The organism is Halorubrum kocurii JCM 14978 (assembly GCF_000337355.1).
Lineage (GTDB): Archaea > Halobacteriota > Halobacteria > Halobacteriales > Haloferacaceae > Halorubrum > Halorubrum kocurii.
Genome location: NZ_AOJH01000006.1, coordinates 107348 through 126769 on the forward strand (window position 1 = coordinate 107348; position 19422 = coordinate 126769).

Annotated in this window: 16 protein-coding genes; 8 read left to right on the forward strand and 8 right to left on the reverse strand. The window is 61.2% G+C overall.

Going from position 1 to position 19422, the window contains the following annotated elements; all coding sequences use genetic code 11:
- Position 1 precedes the first annotated feature (1 nt).
- The 3 genes from C468_RS00840 to C468_RS00850 all read right to left on the reverse strand — a co-directional run bounded on the left by C468_RS00840 (position 2) and on the right by C468_RS00850 (position 3309).
- A complete protein-coding gene (locus C468_RS00840; RefSeq protein WP_161609709.1) occupies positions 2 to 868 on the reverse strand; it encodes a carbohydrate ABC transporter permease in 867 nt (288 codons plus the stop codon).
- A gap of 46 nt (positions 869 to 914) precedes the next feature.
- The gene (locus tag C468_RS00845) at positions 915 to 1790 is read right to left on the reverse strand and encodes a carbohydrate ABC transporter permease (protein ID WP_241430956.1); all 876 of its coding nucleotides are present in this window, start codon (positions 1788 to 1790) and stop codon (positions 915 to 917) included.
- 88 nt (positions 1791 to 1878) lie between these two features.
- The gene (locus C468_RS00850) at positions 1879 to 3309 is read right to left on the reverse strand and encodes an ABC transporter substrate-binding protein (RefSeq protein WP_161609710.1); all 1431 of its coding nucleotides are present in this window, start codon (positions 3307 to 3309) and stop codon (positions 1879 to 1881) included.
- A 378-nt stretch (positions 3310 to 3687) separates the two neighbouring features.
- On the opposite strand from C468_RS00850, the gene C468_RS00855 reads away from it, so the two are divergent.
- Positions 3688 to 4809 (forward strand): mandelate racemase/muconate lactonizing enzyme family protein, encoded by a 1122-nt coding sequence (locus tag C468_RS00855; protein WP_008846973.1) that lies wholly within the window; start codon positions 3688 to 3690, stop codon positions 4807 to 4809.
- Between the two features lie 156 nt (positions 4810 to 4965).
- Here C468_RS00855 and C468_RS00860 read toward each other — a convergent pair whose 3' ends face one another.
- Complete coding sequence (locus tag C468_RS00860; RefSeq protein ID WP_080510561.1) at positions 4966 to 5826, reverse strand: methylenetetrahydrofolate reductase; 861 nt, start codon at positions 5824 to 5826, stop codon at positions 4966 to 4968.
- Positions 5827 to 6035: 209 nt separating this feature from the next.
- Here C468_RS00860 and C468_RS00865 point away from each other — a divergent pair, with 209 nt between their 5' ends.
- Positions 6036 to 7118, forward strand: coding sequence for a Gfo/Idh/MocA family protein (locus C468_RS00865; RefSeq protein WP_080510562.1), 1083 nt, complete (start codon positions 6036 to 6038; stop codon positions 7116 to 7118).
- Positions 7119 to 7317: 199 nt separating this feature from the next.
- Positions 7318 to 8064, forward strand: coding sequence for an IclR family transcriptional regulator (locus C468_RS00870; protein WP_008846976.1), 747 nt, complete (start codon positions 7318 to 7320; stop codon positions 8062 to 8064).
- Positions 8065 to 9105: 1041 nt separating this feature from the next.
- Here the strand turns inward: C468_RS00870 and C468_RS00875 are convergent.
- The 3 genes from C468_RS00875 to C468_RS19270 form a co-directional block, all read right to left on the reverse strand.
- Complete coding sequence (locus tag C468_RS00875) at positions 9106 to 10536, reverse strand: amidohydrolase family protein (RefSeq protein WP_008846977.1); 1431 nt, start codon at positions 10534 to 10536, stop codon at positions 9106 to 9108.
- Positions 10537 to 10695: 159 nt separating this feature from the next.
- Positions 10696 to 11055 carry a VOC family protein gene (locus C468_RS00880; RefSeq protein ID WP_008846978.1) on the reverse strand — a complete coding sequence of 120 codons (360 nt, stop codon included), beginning with the start codon at positions 11053 to 11055 and terminating at the stop codon, positions 10696 to 10698.
- A gap of 2 nt (positions 11056 to 11057) precedes the next feature.
- Positions 11058 to 11249, reverse strand: coding sequence for a 2-hydroxymuconate tautomerase (locus C468_RS19270; RefSeq protein ID WP_049911810.1), 192 nt, complete (start codon positions 11247 to 11249; stop codon positions 11058 to 11060).
- Between C468_RS19270 and C468_RS00890 the strand changes: the two genes are divergently transcribed.
- A complete protein-coding gene (locus C468_RS00890; RefSeq protein WP_241430957.1) occupies positions 11157 to 12593 on the forward strand; it encodes a M24 family metallopeptidase in 1437 nt (478 codons plus the stop codon). The two genes, C468_RS19270 and C468_RS00890, sit on opposite strands and share 93 nt — an antisense overlap.
- Positions 12594 to 12640: 47 nt before the next feature.
- Here the strand turns inward: C468_RS00890 and C468_RS00895 are convergent, their stop codons facing one another.
- A complete protein-coding gene (locus C468_RS00895; RefSeq protein ID WP_008846981.1) occupies positions 12641 to 13579 on the reverse strand; it encodes a dipicolinate synthase subunit DpsA in 939 nt (312 codons plus the stop codon).
- A gap of 222 nt (positions 13580 to 13801) precedes the next feature.
- Here C468_RS00895 and C468_RS00900 point away from each other — a divergent pair, with 222 nt between their 5' ends.
- The 4 genes from C468_RS00900 to C468_RS00915 all read left to right on the forward strand — a co-directional run bounded on the left by C468_RS00900 (position 13802) and on the right by C468_RS00915 (position 19298).
- Positions 13802 to 14968 (forward strand): mandelate racemase/muconate lactonizing enzyme family protein, encoded by a 1167-nt coding sequence (locus C468_RS00900; RefSeq protein ID WP_161609711.1) that lies wholly within the window; start codon positions 13802 to 13804, stop codon positions 14966 to 14968.
- Between the two features lie 13 nt (positions 14969 to 14981).
- Positions 14982 to 16079 (forward strand): NAD/NADP-dependent octopine/nopaline dehydrogenase family protein, encoded by a 1098-nt coding sequence (locus C468_RS00905; protein ID WP_049911794.1) that lies wholly within the window; start codon positions 14982 to 14984, stop codon positions 16077 to 16079.
- A 96-nt stretch (positions 16080 to 16175) separates the two neighbouring features.
- Positions 16176 to 17723, forward strand: coding sequence for an amidase (locus C468_RS00910; RefSeq protein ID WP_049911796.1), 1548 nt, complete (start codon positions 16176 to 16178; stop codon positions 17721 to 17723).
- Between the two features lie 141 nt (positions 17724 to 17864).
- The gene (locus C468_RS00915) at positions 17865 to 19298 is read left to right on the forward strand and encodes an aldehyde dehydrogenase family protein (RefSeq protein ID WP_008846985.1); all 1434 of its coding nucleotides are present in this window, start codon (positions 17865 to 17867) and stop codon (positions 19296 to 19298) included.
- The last annotated feature ends 124 nt before the right edge of the window (positions 19299 to 19422 follow it).

Sequence of the window (19422 nt, forward strand, 5' to 3'; positions counted from 1 at the left end):
GTTAGTCCATGTTGCCGAAGCTGAGTCCCTCGACGAGGTACTTCTGGAGGTACAGGAAAATAATCAACACCGGGATCGTCGTCACGACCGATGCCGCCATGACGTCCCCCCAGACGTTCTCGAAGGCGTACTGGAGCTGTTCGATGCCAATCGGGAGCGTGTAGAGCCCCTGGTCACGCAGGATGACGCTCGCGTACAGGTACTCGTTCCAAGACAGGAGGAACGCGTACATGTACGTGGCGACGATCGCGGGTTTGCTCATCGGGATGGTGATCCGCGCGATCACTTCGATTCGAGAGTAGCCGTCCATCAACCCCGCTTCCTCGATCTCTTTCGGGATCGACCGGAAGTAGTTACCCAGCAGATACAGCCCCAGGGGGATCACGAAGATGAAGTGGGTCACGATGATGCCCAGTCGGTTGTTGACCAACCCGAGCGTGACGAGAATTTGGAAAATCGGGATAACGAGCAGGATTCCTGCAAACATGTAGTTGACGAGAACCCCCCGGGAGAAGATCCACCGGCCGGGGTACTCCAGACGCGCGAAGCTGTACGCGCCGAAAATCGCGAAGGCGAGCCCGAGTGCCGCCGACACTGTACCAATGAACAGACTATTCAAGAAGTACTGCACGAACGGGACCGTTTCAGCACCGAATAGCGTTTGATAGTTGGTGAGCGACAGGTCTGACACGGCGGGAACTAGCTGAGGCGTCCGCTGGTACAGCCACGCCTCGTCGACGAAGCTCGTGACGCCCATCCAGTAGAACGGAAACACCGACACGAACCCGACGAGACCGAGCGTGAGGAAGAACCCGACTCGTTCCCACAACGGTGCCTCTATCGATTGGCGCCGCAGCCGTCGGCTCATGCTACTGACCGCCTGCGACGTCTTTGTGATGATTTTCGTGAACATGTTACCAGTCCAAGAAGTATTTGACGTAGCCGATGACCATGACAAACAGCCCAATGACCATCAAGTTTGCCACGGCTGCTGCGTATCCCTGGTTCGGTGGGATCGTGTTGAACCCCCGCACATAGACGAACGTGCCGAGGATTGGAACGTTGTTGCCGACGAACAGCCACACGTCGGAGAACACGTTGAAGTTCCAGATCCATCGCAGCAGAAACACCGCTGCGAGCACGAATTTTAGTTCCGGGAGCGTGATATCTTTGAATCGAGCCACTCGCCCGGCTCCATCTATTTTTGCCGCCTCGTAGAGCTCGTTGGGGATCGAGCGAACCCGTGCCAGGATCAGCAGAAAGGCGAACGGAAAGTACCGCCAAGTGTCGAATAGGATCACCATTCCCAGCGTCTCGCGGATATTCGTGCCCGACGGGTACAGTTCGAGCACGTCCTGCAGCAGGTGAGGAACGATTCCATAGGTCGGCTGCAACAGCCATCTCCACGTGAACGCGATGGCGATCAGCGGGGCGATGTACGGCAGCAGGACGAGCCCACGCATGATCCCGTCACCGCGGAACTTGTTTCGGAAGAGCAGGGCTACGCCCAGTCCGAGAGCCGTCGCACCCACGTCGCTGAAAAAGGTGAAGATGAGCGTGTTTTGGACGGCCTCCCAGAACTCCGGATCGGACACTAACGCCTGGTAGTTGGCCAGGCCGACCCACTCGGGGGACTGAGTTGGGTCGACGGGAATTTCAGTGAAACTGAGATAGATGTTGTACGCCACCGGATACACCAGCGACGCCCCAACGAGTAGCACAGAGGGCAGAATGAGGACGTACCCCAGCAGCATCTCTTTCTGCTTGATGGTCATGTCTCGGTCGAACACCGACCGCCCAGCGATCCAATCTCGGAAGGATGTTGACATTTGTTGTGTTGTCTTAGTTTTAGTTATTTATTTTTGCAATCAGGCCAGATCATTCGATCAGATCGCGCATCTCGTCAGCTGTCTCGCTCGCGACCGTTTCTGGGTCATCACCGTCGATGACAGACCGGACGGCGTCGGTGATGAGGAAGTTGCCGGTGATATCTCCGATCTCGGGGAACACCTCTTCGCCTCGGCGACCGAACCGTTCCATGTTCTCGATCGCGTTGGGAATGACCTCGTCGATCCACTCGTCGCGGAACCGCTGGATGATCTCTTGGTCACGGAACGCATCGCTCTCCATGATATCCGGCCGCGGTGGGTTGAACAACGCGGGCTGGAGGTGCAGGAACGAAATGTACGGACTCTCGACCCCGCCTTCGGTGCTTTGGAAGTGCTCTTGGAACGACCGCGAGGCCCGGCGTGTCCCGGCATCCACGTTGAAAGTCGTCGTGGAGACCACTTCGCCGAAGGTCGTCTCCTTCTCCGGACCGTCAAGCAGCGCGGCGAAGTCGTAGTAGTCTAGGTCCTCAGTCGTCTCAGCTTGGAACGCGGTTTCGAAGTAGATACTGATGATGTTACTGCTGTAGAGGTACACCTGCCGGTCGTTCCAGATAGGGCCGACGTCCCCCGCCCCCATATCGCCCGGCGGGTTGTAGTCCCGGCACATCCGCCCGTAGAACTCCAAGGCCTCGACCATCGCGTCGTCGTCGAAAACGATGTTGCCGTCCGTGTCGAAGACGTGCGCGTCGTTCGAGAGCGCGAACATCTGGAACGTCTGCGTGGTGAACTGGCTCTGGTCGGATGCCAGCAGGCAGCCGTACTGGTTGTTGTCGGGGTCGTTAGCCGCCTCCGCGAACGTCTCGAACCCCTCCCAGGTGTTGGGGACCGGCAGATCGTTCTCCTGTCGGTAGTCCTCGCTGTACGGGATCGTCTGCGTCCAGACGTACAGCGGCACGCCGAGGTAGTTGCCCTGACCATCGTTGACGAACTGGAGCGCCCGGTCGTAGAAGGCGTCCTCCCCGATACTCTGGACCACTTGCGTCGGGTCTTCCCTCGAGACGACACCTCGACCACTGAACAGCGCCCGGTTCGACAGTTCCGCGGTTCCCGGAAGCGTCCCGGCGGCGGCAGAGCTGCCGATCTCGGTTGGCAGGTCTGCTTCCGCGATGGCACGCTGGTTCAACTCGACGCCCGTCTCCTCCTCCCACGGTTCAGCGATCTCGGTGATCGCGTCCCGCCGGTCTTGGTTTGTCTCGAAGTGGAGAAGCGTCATCTGGTCAGGGAAATCCGGTTCCGAAGTGGACCCGTCGTCGCCGTCGCCGCCGTCGTCACCGTCGCTGCCATCACTGCCATCACTGCCATCCGAGGTGTCGCCGTTGTCCCCGCCGCATCCTGCCAACCCCGCCAGCGCGAGCGTGCTGCCTTGAACTATTCTACGGCGCGTTACCGGGTTGACACTTTTCTTGTTATTGTCTCCCATATAGCACGAAATCCCGACCACACACATAAATCTTGCTCAACTGGCCAACTATGTGATTAATGATAACTGAATTAATGTAGTAGACTGGAAACCAGCTTATAATCGGACGTATTCCAATATTTTAGCGTCGTAAATTCATTATTATCGGTTGAGCGGAGCAACAACCGTCGGCTGGTTGGGAAGTACTCAGGGCAATCAGCCGACCGACTGATGGCGGATCGCTAGCGGATCTAACGACGGATGGACCGACCGGTAGCGGGCTGCCGTATAGATACCACCGCCGATAGCTGTTCAGCCGCCCTCCTCGCGAGATTGCTGACGAGCAAGGGCGTTTCACCCCCTGAATTTATGTTACGCGCCGTCAGATTCTGTGCCACTGTGGAAATCACTGGTATCACCCAGCACAGGCTACAGCACGAACTCCCCGCCCCATTCGACGCTTCGTGGGTCCCGGGCGGACAGCAGACAGAGCTAGCCGTTGATCTCTTCGAGGTACACACCGACGAAGGAATCACCGGCGTGACGGCGATGCCGTCCTTCCCAGGAGGGCTCGACCTCGAACCGGTTTTCGAGAGCCAGTTGGTGGGCGAGAACCCCCACCACGTCGAGCGGATACTCGACTTCCTCGACACGGTCGAGTTCTTGGGAGCGGACGCCCGCTACATCGAGGTGGCTCTGTGGGACATCATCGGGAAAGACGCCGGAAAGCCGATCTACGAACTGCTCGGGGGTGATGACGAGCCGATCGCCGCGTACGCGAGTACCGGCGCCATAAAACCCGCCGAGGAGCGGCTCGACTACGTAGCAGATCGCGTGGCGGAGGGGTTCGAGGCGGTCAAACTCCGGTTCGGATCGCCTGACGTCGAGACAGACCTCGACGTGGCCCGTACGATACGCGAGGAGTTTCCGGATCTGACGCTCATGGTCGATGCTAACAACGGTTGGAGTATGCGCCTAGCCGGCGAAGTCGGTCACGAGTGGTCCCTCGCCGAGGCCAAGCAGGTGGCGGCCGGACTGGAGGCGATCGGTGATGTCGCGTGGCTAGAGGAGCCGCTCCCACAGCGCAATTACCAACGACTCGCTGAACTCCGAGACAGCACGTCGATTGCGATCGCAGGCGGCGAGTCGACCGGCGGCCTCGCCTCATTCCGGGAGTACATCGACCACCGTTCGTTGGACGTGCTGCAGCCCGATGCCATCTTCGCGACTGGGATCCTCGACGGAAAAAAAGTCGCTGGGATGGCCGAGGCCTTCGGCTTCGAGTTCGCCCCGCATACGTGGTCGAACGGCATCGGCCTCGCCGCGAACCTTCACCTGCTGGCCGCGACACAGGCTCAGTGGTGTGAGTACCCCCACGAACCGCCGGGATTCCTTCCGGAGGAGCGGGATTTCATGCTCAAAGAGACGATTGTCACCGAGGACGGGTACGTGACGCCGCCTGACGACCCCGGCTTAGGGGTGGATATTGACTGGGACGTCGTCGAGGCGACCGAGGTGTAGTTCCTCTCGACTCTCGCAGCTTCGAGCTCGCGACCCTATTCTCTCAGTGGGCCACTTCGCTATCAACTCGGCCGGGCCTCCCGTAGCCGTCTCGTTTATTTTCGTACTTTCTTACCTTCGTCCACTCTTGTCGTCGCTGTTCGCTCCGAAGTCGGCTCATTTGTCGAGCCAATCCCTGCGCCAGGACTCCGTTGTCCGCGTTTGATTAAATGTGTAAAGTCTGAGCCGCCTGATATTGTAGTGCGGATCCTCCAACGAAGGAGCGATGACGGGCAGCATATCGTCGGGTTTGTAATGGCCTCCCGACCCAATGAGCATGCGGAGGAAAGTGAACACGCCCGCAGTCTTTCTAGCGAAACTGAGCGGACCAGCGACTCCCCACCGACGAGCCAGTGTCATCAGTTGCCGATACTCCATTACGCCAGGGATCCCAGTCTCGACCGGCAGTTCAATGCCCCGGTCCCGGACACCGTCGATCCAGTCAACGATGGCTTCGGCGTCGAAACACATCTGCGTGACGAGGTAGGTCGCGTGCGGAGCCTTGCGCTGCATGGCCTCGTCCAGTATCTCCGCGGCTATCTCGCTGTGGCCGGTGGGATACCCTCCGATACCCACCTCCTCGAACTCGTATCCCAGCCGTTCGAGTTCGAGGAGGACATCGAGTGCGGACTCAAACTCCCCGATCGGTTCGTCCCGGTCGCCGCCGGGAACGAAGATGTCGGTGACACCGGCTTGCTTGAGCCGGCCAGCGATCCGGTCGAGTTCGTCGGCGTCCTCGACGAATCGAGCGGCTACGTGCGGAACCACCTCGTAGCCGTGTTCCCGTGCTAGTTCGGTCTTTTCCACCGTCTGTTCCATTCCCAGATTGGGCGTCAGCACGACGGCTAGACGCGCGCCCTCCGGCAGGTGTGATATCGCCTCGCCGAACCCTTCGCCCGGTAGTGTATCGAACGTAACATCTGAAAGATACTTCTGGATGGCTGACCGGTCAATACCGGCTGCGGTCTTTTGAGACATATGCATGTGAATGACAACCAAGAATAAAAACTGAGGGGCTGTAAGGGAGTGTCACCACACCTCGGCCGGCGGTCTGTAGGGACGTACATCTACCCTATCCGAGAGTTTCCGGAGTTGTCGGGCTGCAAGCTGCGGTCGGTGTCCAGTGCAGATGTCGGGACGGTCGGGGACGCGATACTATTTTAATGGGTGGCTGGCAATGGCGTTGTATGAGTCTACAAGCTGGTATTATAGGCACCGGTGGCGTTGCCGGTATGGGGCTGCTCGGCGTCCACGACGAAGGTGACATCGGGACGAAACCCGTTCAGGCAAGTCACGCAGGTGGATATGCGAAGAGCGACTCGGTCGAGCTCGTCGCAGTTGCGGATATCAACGAAGAAAAGCTCAATCGGTTCGGTGAGGTCTGGGACATCCCAGAATCCGGACGATACATCGGACACGAGGCGATGTTAGAGACCGAGGACCTCGATGTTGTCTCGGTCGCGACACCGACCTTCCTACACCACGACCACGTCGTCGATGCCGTTCAGCTCGCCGACCCAGACGCGATTTGGTGTGAGAAACCGATCGCATCGAACGTATCGGACGCACGGAACATGGTGGATGTCTGTTCTGAGGCGAAAACGGAGCTCGTTGTGAATCACACGTCCAGGTTCACGGATAATATGCGGACGCTCCACGAGCACATCAGGGACGGACTCATCGGCGATATTCGCTCGATGACTGGACTGTTCCGCAGAGAGCTGCTCAGGAACTCAACACACGTCCTCGACACGATGACCTTGATGACTGACTCCCGCGGGCAGCGCGTGAGCGGGTATCTGAATGGGGAAAACGACGCAGTCGACGCGCTCGGCGCGGACGAGTCGGTCGACGATTCGGGCGGTGGCGGTCACATCATCTTCGAAGACGGGACCTTCGCCACGGTCGACTGTACCGTCTCCCGCGACGAGTCGACGTACGCCTATCATTTCCTCGGCACGGACGGGCGTGTTGAAGTCAACATCGTCGAGGGCTCCTGGCGGTACTGGGATCTCGTCGATGGCGCTCACGTCGAAAAGGAGTTGCCAGACTTGGAGCCAGATCCGGACGGCTACGCGAAGGGGTTCGCGAACGCTGTCGAACACATCGAGTCAGTCATTACTGGGGCGGAGTCGAACCGCTCCAGCGGCGAGGATGCGATCCGATCGCTGGAGATTATTATCGCCCTCTACATCTCAGACTTCACCGGCGGACACGTCTCGCTTCCGCTCAACCGCCCCCTCGAAAACGTGGATGTCACGTCCTGGTAGCGTCTCGACGACCGGTTGCTGACAGCGGCCGGCGAATCGGAGCGGGTGTCCCGGCACGCCGCAGTGGGTAAACAGGTCAGTCGGGTATTTGATAGTGACCGGAGGCCCCCACCGTCGAGGGTATTCCAGCCGGCCGATCAGGCCCAGAAACCCGTTTATTAGGAGTAAACGTTAATTCGGCGCAGCCTGATTAGCCCGTATGGACTCAGATCCGAACCATATCGACGCGGTCAAAACGAGTGTGCGGGTTGTTAACGCGCTCTACGATCGGGAGTCTTGTGGGGTGACAGAACTGGGGAACGAGCTCGGACTTCCGAAGAGTACCGTCTACACGCACCTGTCGACACTAGTCGATCAGGACCTCGTCATAAAGTCGGGAGACCAGTACCGGCTCTCCTTGCGGTACCTCGAGATCGGTGGCCAAGTGCGCTCCAGGACGATCTTCGACCAAGCCAAAGAGGCGGTCGACGCTGTCGCGGACGACCTGAACGAACTGGTGAACCTCATGATCGAGGAAGACGGCATCGGAGTGTACCTCTACTCGGTGCAAGGCGACGAGGCAATCGACCTCAGGACGACCCCCGGGAGACATAAGCCGCTCAACACGACGGCGCTCGGCAAAGCGATCATGTCCCAGATGGGTCCGGATCGGGTAGAAGAGATAATCGAGCGCCACGGGCTCCCCGCGGTAACTGAGCGCACGATCACCGACCGAGACGAGTTACTGGACCAACTTGACGTCATCCGTGAAAGGGGGTACGCGCGCGACAAGGAGGAGAACCTTCGGGGGGTATCGTGCATCGCCGTACCGATCGTCGTCGATCAAAATGTGTACGGTGCGCTGAGCGTTTCCGCCACAGTCAGCCGGATGGAGTCCCCGGAGCCGATCTACGAGCGACTCCGAAGCGCGGCAAATCGCATCGAAGTCACTGTCGAGTACGGGTAGTCCGCCAGCACCACCTCGCGGGACCGGCTCTTCGAGTCCGACTGTCGGGGGTCAGACAAAATCGGTTCACGGTGTTATTACGACAAAAGCCGTATGTTTAGGTTAGTCACAGTTATTTTACACGGCGAATAATTTATAATCTGGGGTGGAATATTCCGTTTACTAAGATTAAACAAAACAAGATCGTGATATTCGTGTTAACGCTTGGCATAACACCGGGCCGGAACGACTGTAGCTGAGTTCGACTCTCTTATCGACTGATTTCGACCGATAGAGGATTAACTGAGGCAGATACCCTCGACAAATTGCCGGACTGTCGGTATCGTGTCGGCTCTGTCGACAGCCTGTGAAGCGCGATACCGTTCGTACCAATTGAACAAAACGTTTTCAATGACACGTTCCTTACAGTTGTGTGAAATATCTGGCAAATAATGTGCCATGTAATCAAGAGTAGTCGCGAACTGCTGAGAAAACTCTCTATATTTCCAACTTCTAAGAGGTCGTGTGGAAACGACGAAGAGGATTCCGTGACGGCCTCACGCGACGATCGGTCCTCGTTGCGACAGAATATCGCTGTAATCAGGGCTACAATTACACTAGTACGACTGTAATTTTCTGTTGGTGCACCCATCCCACTCCGGGTGCGGCGGGCGACGGACAGCTGTGAGCTATTTGTTTACTCTCATTGAACGAATTCTCACGTGTCCATCCACGCTCCATTCCGGGTGCAAGCGGCGGATCCACTGACTATTCTCGGGCCGGACAGGGTGACTTGAGAAAGATAGGAGCGCGAATTGGAGAGGCGGACCCAACGTGTCGAGTGACGCAACCGCGAGTGACACTGTGGTCACAGCATCTCGTCAGGTGCTTTTCAACAGGAGTCCCGGTCGGGCGGAGGGTCACCGTCGCGGTGTTCCGCTGACCGCGGACCGTACCGTCGTCCGCGATGAGCGCTGACGGCGGCCGCTATCGGCGGGCAGAGAAGGGTTCGCGAGACCACGAACCCGCTAATCGGTAACAGGCTGGCCTGGCGCGGGGTAGTTAGTCGTAAAGCGTCGTCGTCGTGGGGACCTCGTCGGAGAGACCGGAGTTTTCGGCCGTCCGGATCGCGTGCTTGCGTGCTTGCTCTTTTATTTCTGCCTCGTCCATTGTCGTGACTTCCCGGTCTTCCATGACGATGTCGCCGTCGATAACGGAGTGGTGGACGTTGTGGGAGTTCGCCGAGTAGACGAGCGTCTGGACCGGCCGGTGGAATGGTGTCCACTCCAGTTCGTCGAGGTCGAGCATGATGAGGTCGGCCCGCTTACCGACCTCCACCGATCCGATTTCGTCGTCCCAGAGCAGCGAACGGGCCCCGTCGATCGTCGCCATCCGGACGGCCTTCCTCGCGGGCACCAGTTCGGGATCCATCCGAGCGTCTTTGAAGAGGCCCGCAGTAATGTACATCTGCTTGAACATGTCGGCCGACCCGGCCGCCGAGTTCCCGTCACACCCGAGCGAGACGGTGACGCCAGCGTCGAGCATTTCTGGGTACTTGCCGATGTTCGCCGCGCCCTTTGCGAGTTTAAACGAGGTCCCCGGGTTGAAGGCGACCTTCGTGTCGTGTTTTGCGAGGAGATCGATTTCGTGGTCCTTGAGTGCGACCACGTGAGCCAGCACCACGTTCGGGCCGAGCGCATCGATGTCCGCGAGACGGCTTACGGGCCACTTGCCGTACTTCTCCTGGCTTCCTTCAGCCTCTTCGATCGACGACGCGATGTGATAGGTCGTCCCGACGCCGAGCTCCTCGGCTAGCTCGCTCGCCCCGCGGTGGAGTTCGGCACTGCACGGCTCTTTGCCTTCGATGTTTGCCCAGCAGCGAATCCTCCCGTCGGCGTAGTTGTTCCACTCCTCGACGCTTTCCCTGAGGGCAGCCAGCGCCTCGTCGGCATCGTCGAAGAAGTGGTGGTCGACCATCTCTTCGGACCAGTACGGCGGGATCTCGTCGGGCATGACGTCTGCAGCGTGGCGCCCGGTAACACCACGCATTCCGGTCTCGGCGGCCGCTTTGACGCTGATGCCGGCGTCGGTCTGGGAACCCATATCGAGGAAACAGGTCGTGCCGGTCTTGATCATCTCCAGACAGGCCATCCGGATGCTCCACGGTTCGGCCACCTCATCAACCGACGCGTAGTACGGTTTCGCCCAGTTGAATACCCACGGTCGCGTGGACATATTGTCCGGGAACAGCCCCCGACTCAGGTGTTCCGAGAGGTGGAAGTGCGAATCCACAAGTCCGGGCATGAGGAGCATGCCGCTTCCGTCAAGGACGCGGTCGAAATCCGGTTCGCGATACTTCTCACCAATCTCGTCAGCAGGACCGATATCCTCGATCGTACTTCCCTCAACGACGATCGATGTGTCCTCGAGCACACTGTCGCTGGAGTCAACGGTAATGACGATGTCGACGTCTTTTATTAGTAGATTTTCCATCTTGTGGATACTCCATTTGCGTCGTCAGATCAGTTCTGTAGCATCTGTAATGATACTGTCGGCGCGATGGGCGATCGCGTCTTGGTGCAGTGTGAGGAGTACGACACCGTCAGGTGGGGTCATCTGGGGACCGTCGTCATCGGTCCCTCCCGAGCCCGGTCAGTCGTGACACTCGATCCGGTTTCCATCCGGATCAAAAAAGTAGACCGACGTTCCGTAGCTGGTCGCCTTTGGGCCATCGTCGATGGTGACATCGTTGGCCTCAAGCGACTCCACCAAGGCGTCGAACTCCGGAACCTGGAACGCCACATGTTCCACCGCTTGTCCTGCCTCGGCGCGATCGGCCGGAAGTTCGGTCAGCCCCATCCGCTCTTCGAAGATGACGAGCGGGCGGCCGTCGCCAAAGTCGGTTCGTTCCTTGATGTGGAACCCGACGACATCGGTATAAAACTCAACTGACCGTTCCAAATCGACCGCCTGGATGAGCAGGTGCGAGATCGTTCCCACGTTTTCGACCATAGTCAGTCCTCTCGATGGATGCCGAGCTTGCCGTTTCGACCCCAGCTCTCCTTCGGTACGTCGTTGATTATGACATGGAGATGCTCGGGTGATGCGTCGGCGTGGTCGACCATCGCCTCGGTGATACTCTCGACGAGTTGCTGCTTCCGTTCGGTCGTCCGACCCTCGTACATATCGATAGTGACAACGGGCATGCTTGTGTCCCTCGGTATGAGAGAAGCATTCCCAACCGAGAAAAGCTTACCGCCGCGATCGGTGAGGCGACCCTCGCCGGACTCAACGTCCTGTGCCTGTCGAACGGTCAAGTCGATGGAGGCATCCGACAATTTATATTCAGTCCGTTGGAGAGTCCATGTGACATGATGCCAACCGACTGGATCGAGCACGCACTCGACGAGAGTAAGTTCGACCTTCTTGTTGCGTCGTCGCTCGAAAACGTGTTCTATACCTCGGGGACCTACAGCGTCGCCACGAAGGGTCTCGGCGAAGCGTCGTTCTGCCTCTGGTCGGCCGACGCTGGCGGGCCGTACCTCGTGATGCCAGCGCGGGAGGGGAGCAGCCTCGTCGACAACGGAGTCGACCCGGCGGGCGTGTATCCGTTCGGATCGTCGAACATCTATCGTGGGGATTCGCTGTCGTCGACCGACCGTCGCGTGCTAGACGTCCAGGAGGCTGGCGAGTTCGACGATCCCATCGATGCGCTCTCGGCTGCCATCGAGGACCTCGCTGGGGAGTCGACGGTAGCCGTCGAGCGCGAGGGGTTCGATCCCGACAGCTACGCTCGGCTCTCCGGCGCGCTTGAGGGGTACACCCTCGAACCGGCGGCCGACGTGCTTCACGACCTTCGACGGGTCAAGACCGAAGAGGAAAGACGGCGTCTGCGCCGCTCCGCTGAGATCACCGAGACATCGATGGAAGAGGCCATGGCGGAGCTCGAACCGGGGATGACCGAACAGGATCTGGCAAACGAGTTTCGGGCGCGAGTCTGTCGAAAGGGCGGCGAGCCTCTGTTTCTCACTGTCGGGTTCGGGGAGCGGACCGCATACACTCATCCCCTCCCCGGAGACCGTGAAATTCAGACCGGCGATCTCGTCCGGTGGGACGGTGGGTGTACGTACGAGAACTACTGTTCGGACATTGGGCGAACCTACGCGTTCGGGTCGGCCGACCGCGCGGCCGAGCAAACGTACGAAGCCCTCTACGCGGGTCTCGACGCCGCTCTCGGGCGAATCCGCGACGGGGTGAACACCGGCGAAGTCTACGAGGCGGGCGTCACGGCCGTCCGCGAGTTCGGCGTCGACGCCGTCGCGAAGTTCGATCCGTTCCACCTCGGTCACGGGATCGGCGTCGAGATTTACGACCCGCCGACGATCGTCCCGGGTGCCGGCGAGCTCACCGAGGGAATGGTCATGTGTGTCGAGCCGCCGTACAACGAACTGGGCACAGGCGGGTTCCTGATCGAGGACGAAGTGGTTGTCACCGAAGACGGCGTCGAAACGCTCACCGAGGCCGCGGAGTCACTCCCGGTCTTCGGATGACAAACCGGCGCCTCGAACCGTATCCCTGACGGCTGGTCACACGACGGTCAGTCCTGGCGATCGAGTTCCTCGAGCAACATGCGTCGGAGCCCCATCCACTGATATCGGCCAGCGGTCTTCGGCGCGCGGCCACCCAGACCGGGTGCGAGCACGGCGTCGATCCCCAGTTCCTCGGCGGCGTCGAAGTCGGTCCCGCCGGGGGTGCTCGCCAGGTCGAGCACGAAACTGTCTCGGGGCATCTCTTCGAGCGCGTCCCGAGTCAGTACCTCCGCCGGTATCGTGTTGAAAACCATGTCTGCCTCGCTGACGACCGCGGTCAGCTCGTCGAGGTGTACCGGGCGGGCGCCGAGTTCGCGAGCGCGGGCGAGTTGCGCCCCATCGCGGGCGACAACCGTCGTGTGAGCGCCTAGCGCCTCCAACGTGCGGGTCATAGAGAAACCCATGCGTCCGAATCCCAACACGATCGACTCGGAGTCGTGGATCGAGACGTCCGTGTGATCGATAGTGATCCCGAGCACGCCCTCGATGATGGTGGGTGCCCGAAGGTACATGAGCTCGTCGTCGTCCCCGTACTCGACGACGTCGAAGCCGTTCTCCTCGGCATAGCCGTCAATTTCGGGTGTACTCGTCCCGATGAAAAGGGTGCTTCCGGCGTCGATATGCGAGAAGGCGGTCTGGTAGATGTCACCGTCCCACTCTGGAGTGTACAGTTCACCCTCTTCAGTGATGTGGACGACGGTGGTGAACACGGCGTCCGCCCCGTCGACGGCGTCCTCGGGTGTCTCAGTCTGTGGGTGACCCATAACCTCCTCGGCCGCCGGCGGCAGGCCGCACGCACGGACCTCGGCACCGCTCGCTTGGAGTCCCCTGAGGTACTCGACTTCCCGGCCGTCGCCACCGACGACGGCCGCCGTGACGCCTGCGAGGGAGTCACCGCTTTGGGACGCGTCCGATTCGTACATCTGCTTGGCGTCGTCCGTGTACATGCATACCAAAGACGGGGTGAGCGTTACTTAATCGTAGGGGTGCCGACCACCTGGTCGCTCCGCCCCGACGACACGGCACCCACCGGTGACAGCGCGGATCCGAAGCCACCGGTCACTCGGGAGTACCACCGGAACCGGGCACGCAGGTCGCTGCCGAATTGTTGCGGGCCGTGATGCAGACCGATGCGTACAATTAAGTTATCCCGTGTGGCTATCGTGAACATGGAGATCACCGGCCTGCAGTGTTACTACGTGAAGCTGCCGCCGCGGCGAACGCACAACTGGGCGAGCAAGATGGACACACCCATCGGCTCTCACCTAGTCGTGCGTCTGGAGACCGACGAGGGAGCTGTCGGGTGGGGAGAAACCCCGGCCATCGCCACTTGGGGCGGTCCGCACATGGAGTACTACGGCGAGACTGCAAAGACCGCCCGCCACATCGTCACCGACTACCTCTTCCCCCAACTGGAGGGAGAATCGCCGCTTGACATCGGTCCGCTCCACCACGCGATGGACAAGGCCGTTAAGGGCCATCCCTACGCGAAGGCGGCGCTGGACATCGCGTTGCACGACCTCGCGGGAAAGGAACTGGGCGTGCCGGTCTCCAAACTGCTCGGCGGCCAGCACCGCAACCGCATGCCCATCGCCCATAGCCTCGGCATCATGGAGACCGACAAAGCCGTCTCGGAAGCCGAAGAGGCCGTCGAGGAGGGAGTCGAGACGATCAAGGTCAAGGCTGGGCTCGACCCGGAACGGGACGTCGACCTCATTCGCCGACTGCGGGAGGCGCTCGGTCCGGACGTGACCATCCGCGTCGACGCCAACGAGGGCTATGACCTCCCGAGCGAGGCCGCTCGCGTCATCAAGGAGATGAACGAGTACGACATCGCATACATGGAACAGCCGGTGTCCGATGTCGAGGACATGGCCCAGGTGGCGCGGGACGTCTCCGTCCCGCTCATGGCCGACGAAGGCGCGTGGACGCGACAGAATATTCTCTCTCTGCGAGAACACCGCGCGGCGGAGCTGTTCGCGCTGTACGTCACCAAGCCCGGCGGACTGTACCGCGCCCGGCAGGTCGGCGTCGTGGCCGAGGCGGCGGGGATGCAGTGCGACATCGGCGGCTCGATCGAGATGGGAATCGGAAACGCGGCGAATCTCCACCTAGGCGCGGCCGTCCCGATCGCGGAACTCGCCAGCGTCACCCCGGTGAATCGACCGGCCGAGGCCTACGACGACCAGATCGCTAGCGTCTACTACGAAGACGACATCGTTGCGGACCCCTTCGGCTACGAGGACGGTGCCGTACTGGTTCCGGAAGGCCCGGGCCTGGGTATCGAGGTCGACGAGGAGAAGCTGGCCGAATACAGTATCGAGGCGGACGCGTGATGGGAGAGAATTCGTGACAAGGATCGCCGTGCTGGGGGGCGGCAACGGCGGGTTCGCCGCGGCCGCCCACCTCTCGACGCTCGGGCACACGCCACAGCTGTACAACCGCTCGAAGGAGACCATCGCCGCTATCCAGCGCGAGGGCGGGATCCGGTACAGTGGCGTCCTCAGCGAAGGCGAAGGGTTCGCGACAGTGCCGGTCGTCACCACGGATCTGGGGCAAGCGCTTGACGGCGCGGATCTCGTGATGGTCTGTCTCCCGGCGAACGCCCTAGCGCCGCTGGCGGACCAACTGGCCACACACCTCAACGGAGTGCGACCGATACTGCTCAATCCGGGCGGGACCGGTGGCGCACTCGTGGTCCGACGGGTCCTCCGCGAGGCGGGCCGTTCCCCGCTGCCACCCGTAGCACAGACGAACACGCTCACATACATCTGTCGCAAGCGAAGCGACGAGCACGTCCACATCTCGTCGCTGGTGGAGAACGTCCGCTGTGCGGCGGTTCCGTCGTCGGACCAACCATCAGTCATCGAGACGGTTCGGGAGCTTTATCCCTCGATTCAGCCTGTCTCGGACGTGTTGCACGCTGGGTTGAGTAACGTCAACGCGGTGCTTCATGCACCCGGCGCCGTGCTCTCGGCGGCCTGGATCGAACACTCTGACGGTGATTTCCGATTCTACTACGACGCCGGAACGCCGGCCGTGGCGAACGTCATGGCCGACATCGATGAAGAGCGACTGGCCATTGCTGACGCGCTAGCACTCGACGTTGAACCCTTCCCGCGAATGTTCGCCGACATCGGCTCGACCACCGAGGCGGCGGGCAAAAGCGGGTCCTTCCTGCGGATGCTCCGAGAGAGCGAACCGAACAAATCGATCAAAGCACCGTCGTCGGTCGACCATCGATACTTCCACGAGGACTTCCCGTTCGGGGTCGTCCCGATGAGTGCGCTCGGTCGGTACGCTGGCGTGGCGACGCCAGTGATGGACTCGCTGATCACTATCGCTGCGAGCCTCACCGAAACGGACTTCTGGACCGTCGGCTGGACTGAAGACGACCTGGGACTCAACGACGACGGGAGCGAAACGGACAGATCAGACCGGGTTTAACGACCCGGGTGATCGACGAATTAAACCAGATACGCACCGGCCGGCGGAACTCGGTTTGACGGAAGGATTTATATCTCGATTGTCCAATGGTGTCGTGTGACATATCTACCCCCCACCCTCAGGCCACCGACTCGTGCGGAGATACGCGACCTCGCCGAGCAGTACCACATGACCCTCAGTGACGAGGAGATCGAGGATTTCCACGATCTCGCGGCCGAGAAGATACAGTACTGCCAGCGAATCGACGAACTCTCCGATCGAACGATGGAGCGCCCGGCGGCTCGCCGAGACCCCGGCTACCGGGCGACAGGTGAAGAGGATCCCAAAAACGCCGTCATCACGATCTGTAGCGTTGAGAGCGACGACGAAGGGCTACTGTCGGGGTACGACGTGGGGATCAAGGACAACATTGCGGTCGCGGGCGTCGAACTGACCGCTGGTTCGACGGTCCTAGCCGGCTACACCCCGGCCTACGACGCCGCGGTGGTCGAGAACGTACTGGCAGAGGGCGGGACCGTCACCGCCAAGACCAATATGAGCGAGATGGCCGTCTCCGGCAGCGGCGAGATGTCCGCGTTCGGCCCGGTGTTAAACCCGTATGACGACGAATACCTCTCCGGGGGCTCTTCCAGCGGGTCGGCTGTCGCTGTCGCTACTGGCCTCGTCGACGTGGCACTCGGGACCGATCAGGCCGGGTCGCTACGGACGCCCGCGTCCTGGAGCGGCTGTGTCGGTTTCAAGCCGACACACGGCCTCGTCTCCTTCCGCGGGATCGCCCCGTTGGGATTCTCGTACGACCACGTCGGCCCCATGGCCCGCACCGTTGAGGACGCGGCCCGGGCCCTCCAAGCCATCGCAGGGACGGACCCGAAAGACCCGCGCCAGGGGGCGGTTGAGGTCGGCGACTACCTGAACGCGGTCGACACCGACATCGACGGGATCAAAATCGGCGTCGTCACCGAAGCCTTCGAGTTCGACGGCGGGGAAGCGGCTGTCAACGACGGAGTGCGCGACGCCGTCGACGAACTGGAACGGCTCGGTGCGAGCGCCGAGGAGGTATCGATACCGTGGCACGTCGACGGCTTCTACGTGTGGCTCGCTGTCGAGAACGAGGAGACGGCAGTGATGTTCGACGCCGAGGGGACCGGTTACTTCGCCGGCGGCCACTACGACACGGACTACGCTGCGGCCTTCGGCAAGGCCCGCCGCGCACAGGCCGACGAGTTCGCGCCGACGGTGAAACTCAAATGTATCCTGGGCCAGTACGTGAAACAGCGTTACTACGGCCGCTACCACGGAAAGGCGTCGAATCTGAGGCCGGCCCTGCGCGAGGCGTATGACGAACAGCTCGAGGAGTACGACGTCCTCGTGATGCCGACGACGCCGATGACCGCTTTCAAATTGGAGGAGGACATCGGACGCAAGGAGGCCGTCAATCGGGCCCAAGGGAAGCGCGGACGGACGCGAAACACGATGCCGTTCGACATGACGGGGCACCCGTCGATCTCCGTCCCCTGTGGTAGGGACGAGGACGGGCTCCCTATCGGGCTGATGCTCGTCGGGAGTCACTTCGACGAGGAGACGGTGATCGAAGTCGCCGACGCGTTCGAGCGGGCGACCGAGTGGACCGACCGGCGGTACTGAGCGGCGGAATGAGAGGCGGCCTCACGACGGGGTCGTTCACTCGACCGCCGATTCAGTACGGTCCGTACGTCCGCTGTGGCGGGGGGTCTCAGAGACAGGGGGAGTCAAAGTATAAGTTCCTGGCTCGGGAGTGTTCGATTGATGAGCCCGGATATAAACGCGTACGGCTACGTAATCGACGGTGACCGGCGTCGCCCGAACGACGCGGTGAGGGTGTCCGATCCGTCGACCGGAAAAGTGTTTGCCACCGTTCCAGAAGCGGGAACAGAAGGGGCTGACGACGCTATCGCCTCGGCCGACACCGCGAGCGAGGCGTGGGCGGAGTTCGACGCTGTCGAGCGGGGACGCATCCTCGATAAGGTCGCGGACGCGATACGGGCGAACGCGGACCGACTCGGCCACCTCGAAACTCGGGCGATGGGGCGACCCGTCAGCGAATCGCGTGCGTCGGCGCGGGCCGCCGCCGGCTACTTCGAGTACTACGCCGGTCTCACCGACAAAGTTGAGGGCAAACAGATTCCGCTACCGACCGATGGCGACCACCTCGATTACACCGTTCGCGAACCGTACGGCGTGACTGCACAGATCGTCCCCTGGAACGCCCCGATCGTGCTGGCGGCCCGTGGCATCGCGCCCGCGTTAGCGGCTGGCAACACGACCGTTGCGAAGGCGCCCCGACAGGCACCGCTGTCGGTGATCGAACTGGGCGTCATCGCCGGCGACGTAGGACTGCCGGACGGCGTGTTGAACGTCGTGACTGGGAGCGGATCGGGGACCGGGACCACACTCATACGCGACGACCGGGTGCGAGCGGTGGAATTCACCGGCTCGACCTCGACGGGGACGAAAGTGATGCAGACGGCCGCCGAGTCGATCACCGACGTCCACCTCGAACTTGGCGGGAAGGGTGCCAACATCGTGTTCGCCGACGCCGACCTCGACGCGGCGCTGGAATGTGTCGCAGCGACGTTCAACAACGCCGGCCAGCTCTGCTTCGCGCCGACGCGCGTGTTCGTCCAGTCGGACATCTACGACGAGTTCGTCGACCGGGCCGTCGAACGCGTCGAGGCGCTAACAGTCGGTCCGGCGGCTGATGACCCCGACGTTGGCCCGGTCGTCACGGCCGACGCGCGCGACAACGTCGCGGCGTTCGTCAACAGTGTCAGGGAGGGGGACGGACGGGTTCTCACCGGCGGCGAGATCCCGCGAGAGACCGGTCACTTCTACGCGCCGACGCTCGTCGACGGGGTCGCCGACGACGCGCCCATCGCCTGTGAGGAAGTGTTCGGGCCGGTCGTAACGCTCCATGAGTTCGACACCGCTGCGGAGGCGGTCGAACGGGCCAACAACACCCGATACGGCCTCTTGAACGTCGTCTGGACCGATCAGGTCGCGCGCGCTCACACCGTGGCGGGCGGACTCGAAAGCGGAACGGTCGCGGTCAACGACTATCCCGTCCTCTCGCCGGCGGCGGTCTCGGGCGGGTACAAGCAAAGCGGCATCGGACGGTCGAAGGGGACACAGGCGCTGAAAGCTTTCACACAGACGAAAAACGTCATTCTCTCGCTGGACTGACATCGGTGGGAAGCAGGGACGAATCGAACCGTAGCGAGGCGGTCCGGACTCACGGCTCGACCGACGAGGACTGACGAAGCCGAGTTGAGCGCAGATGTGGGGCGGCAATTTTATGCGTCGATGC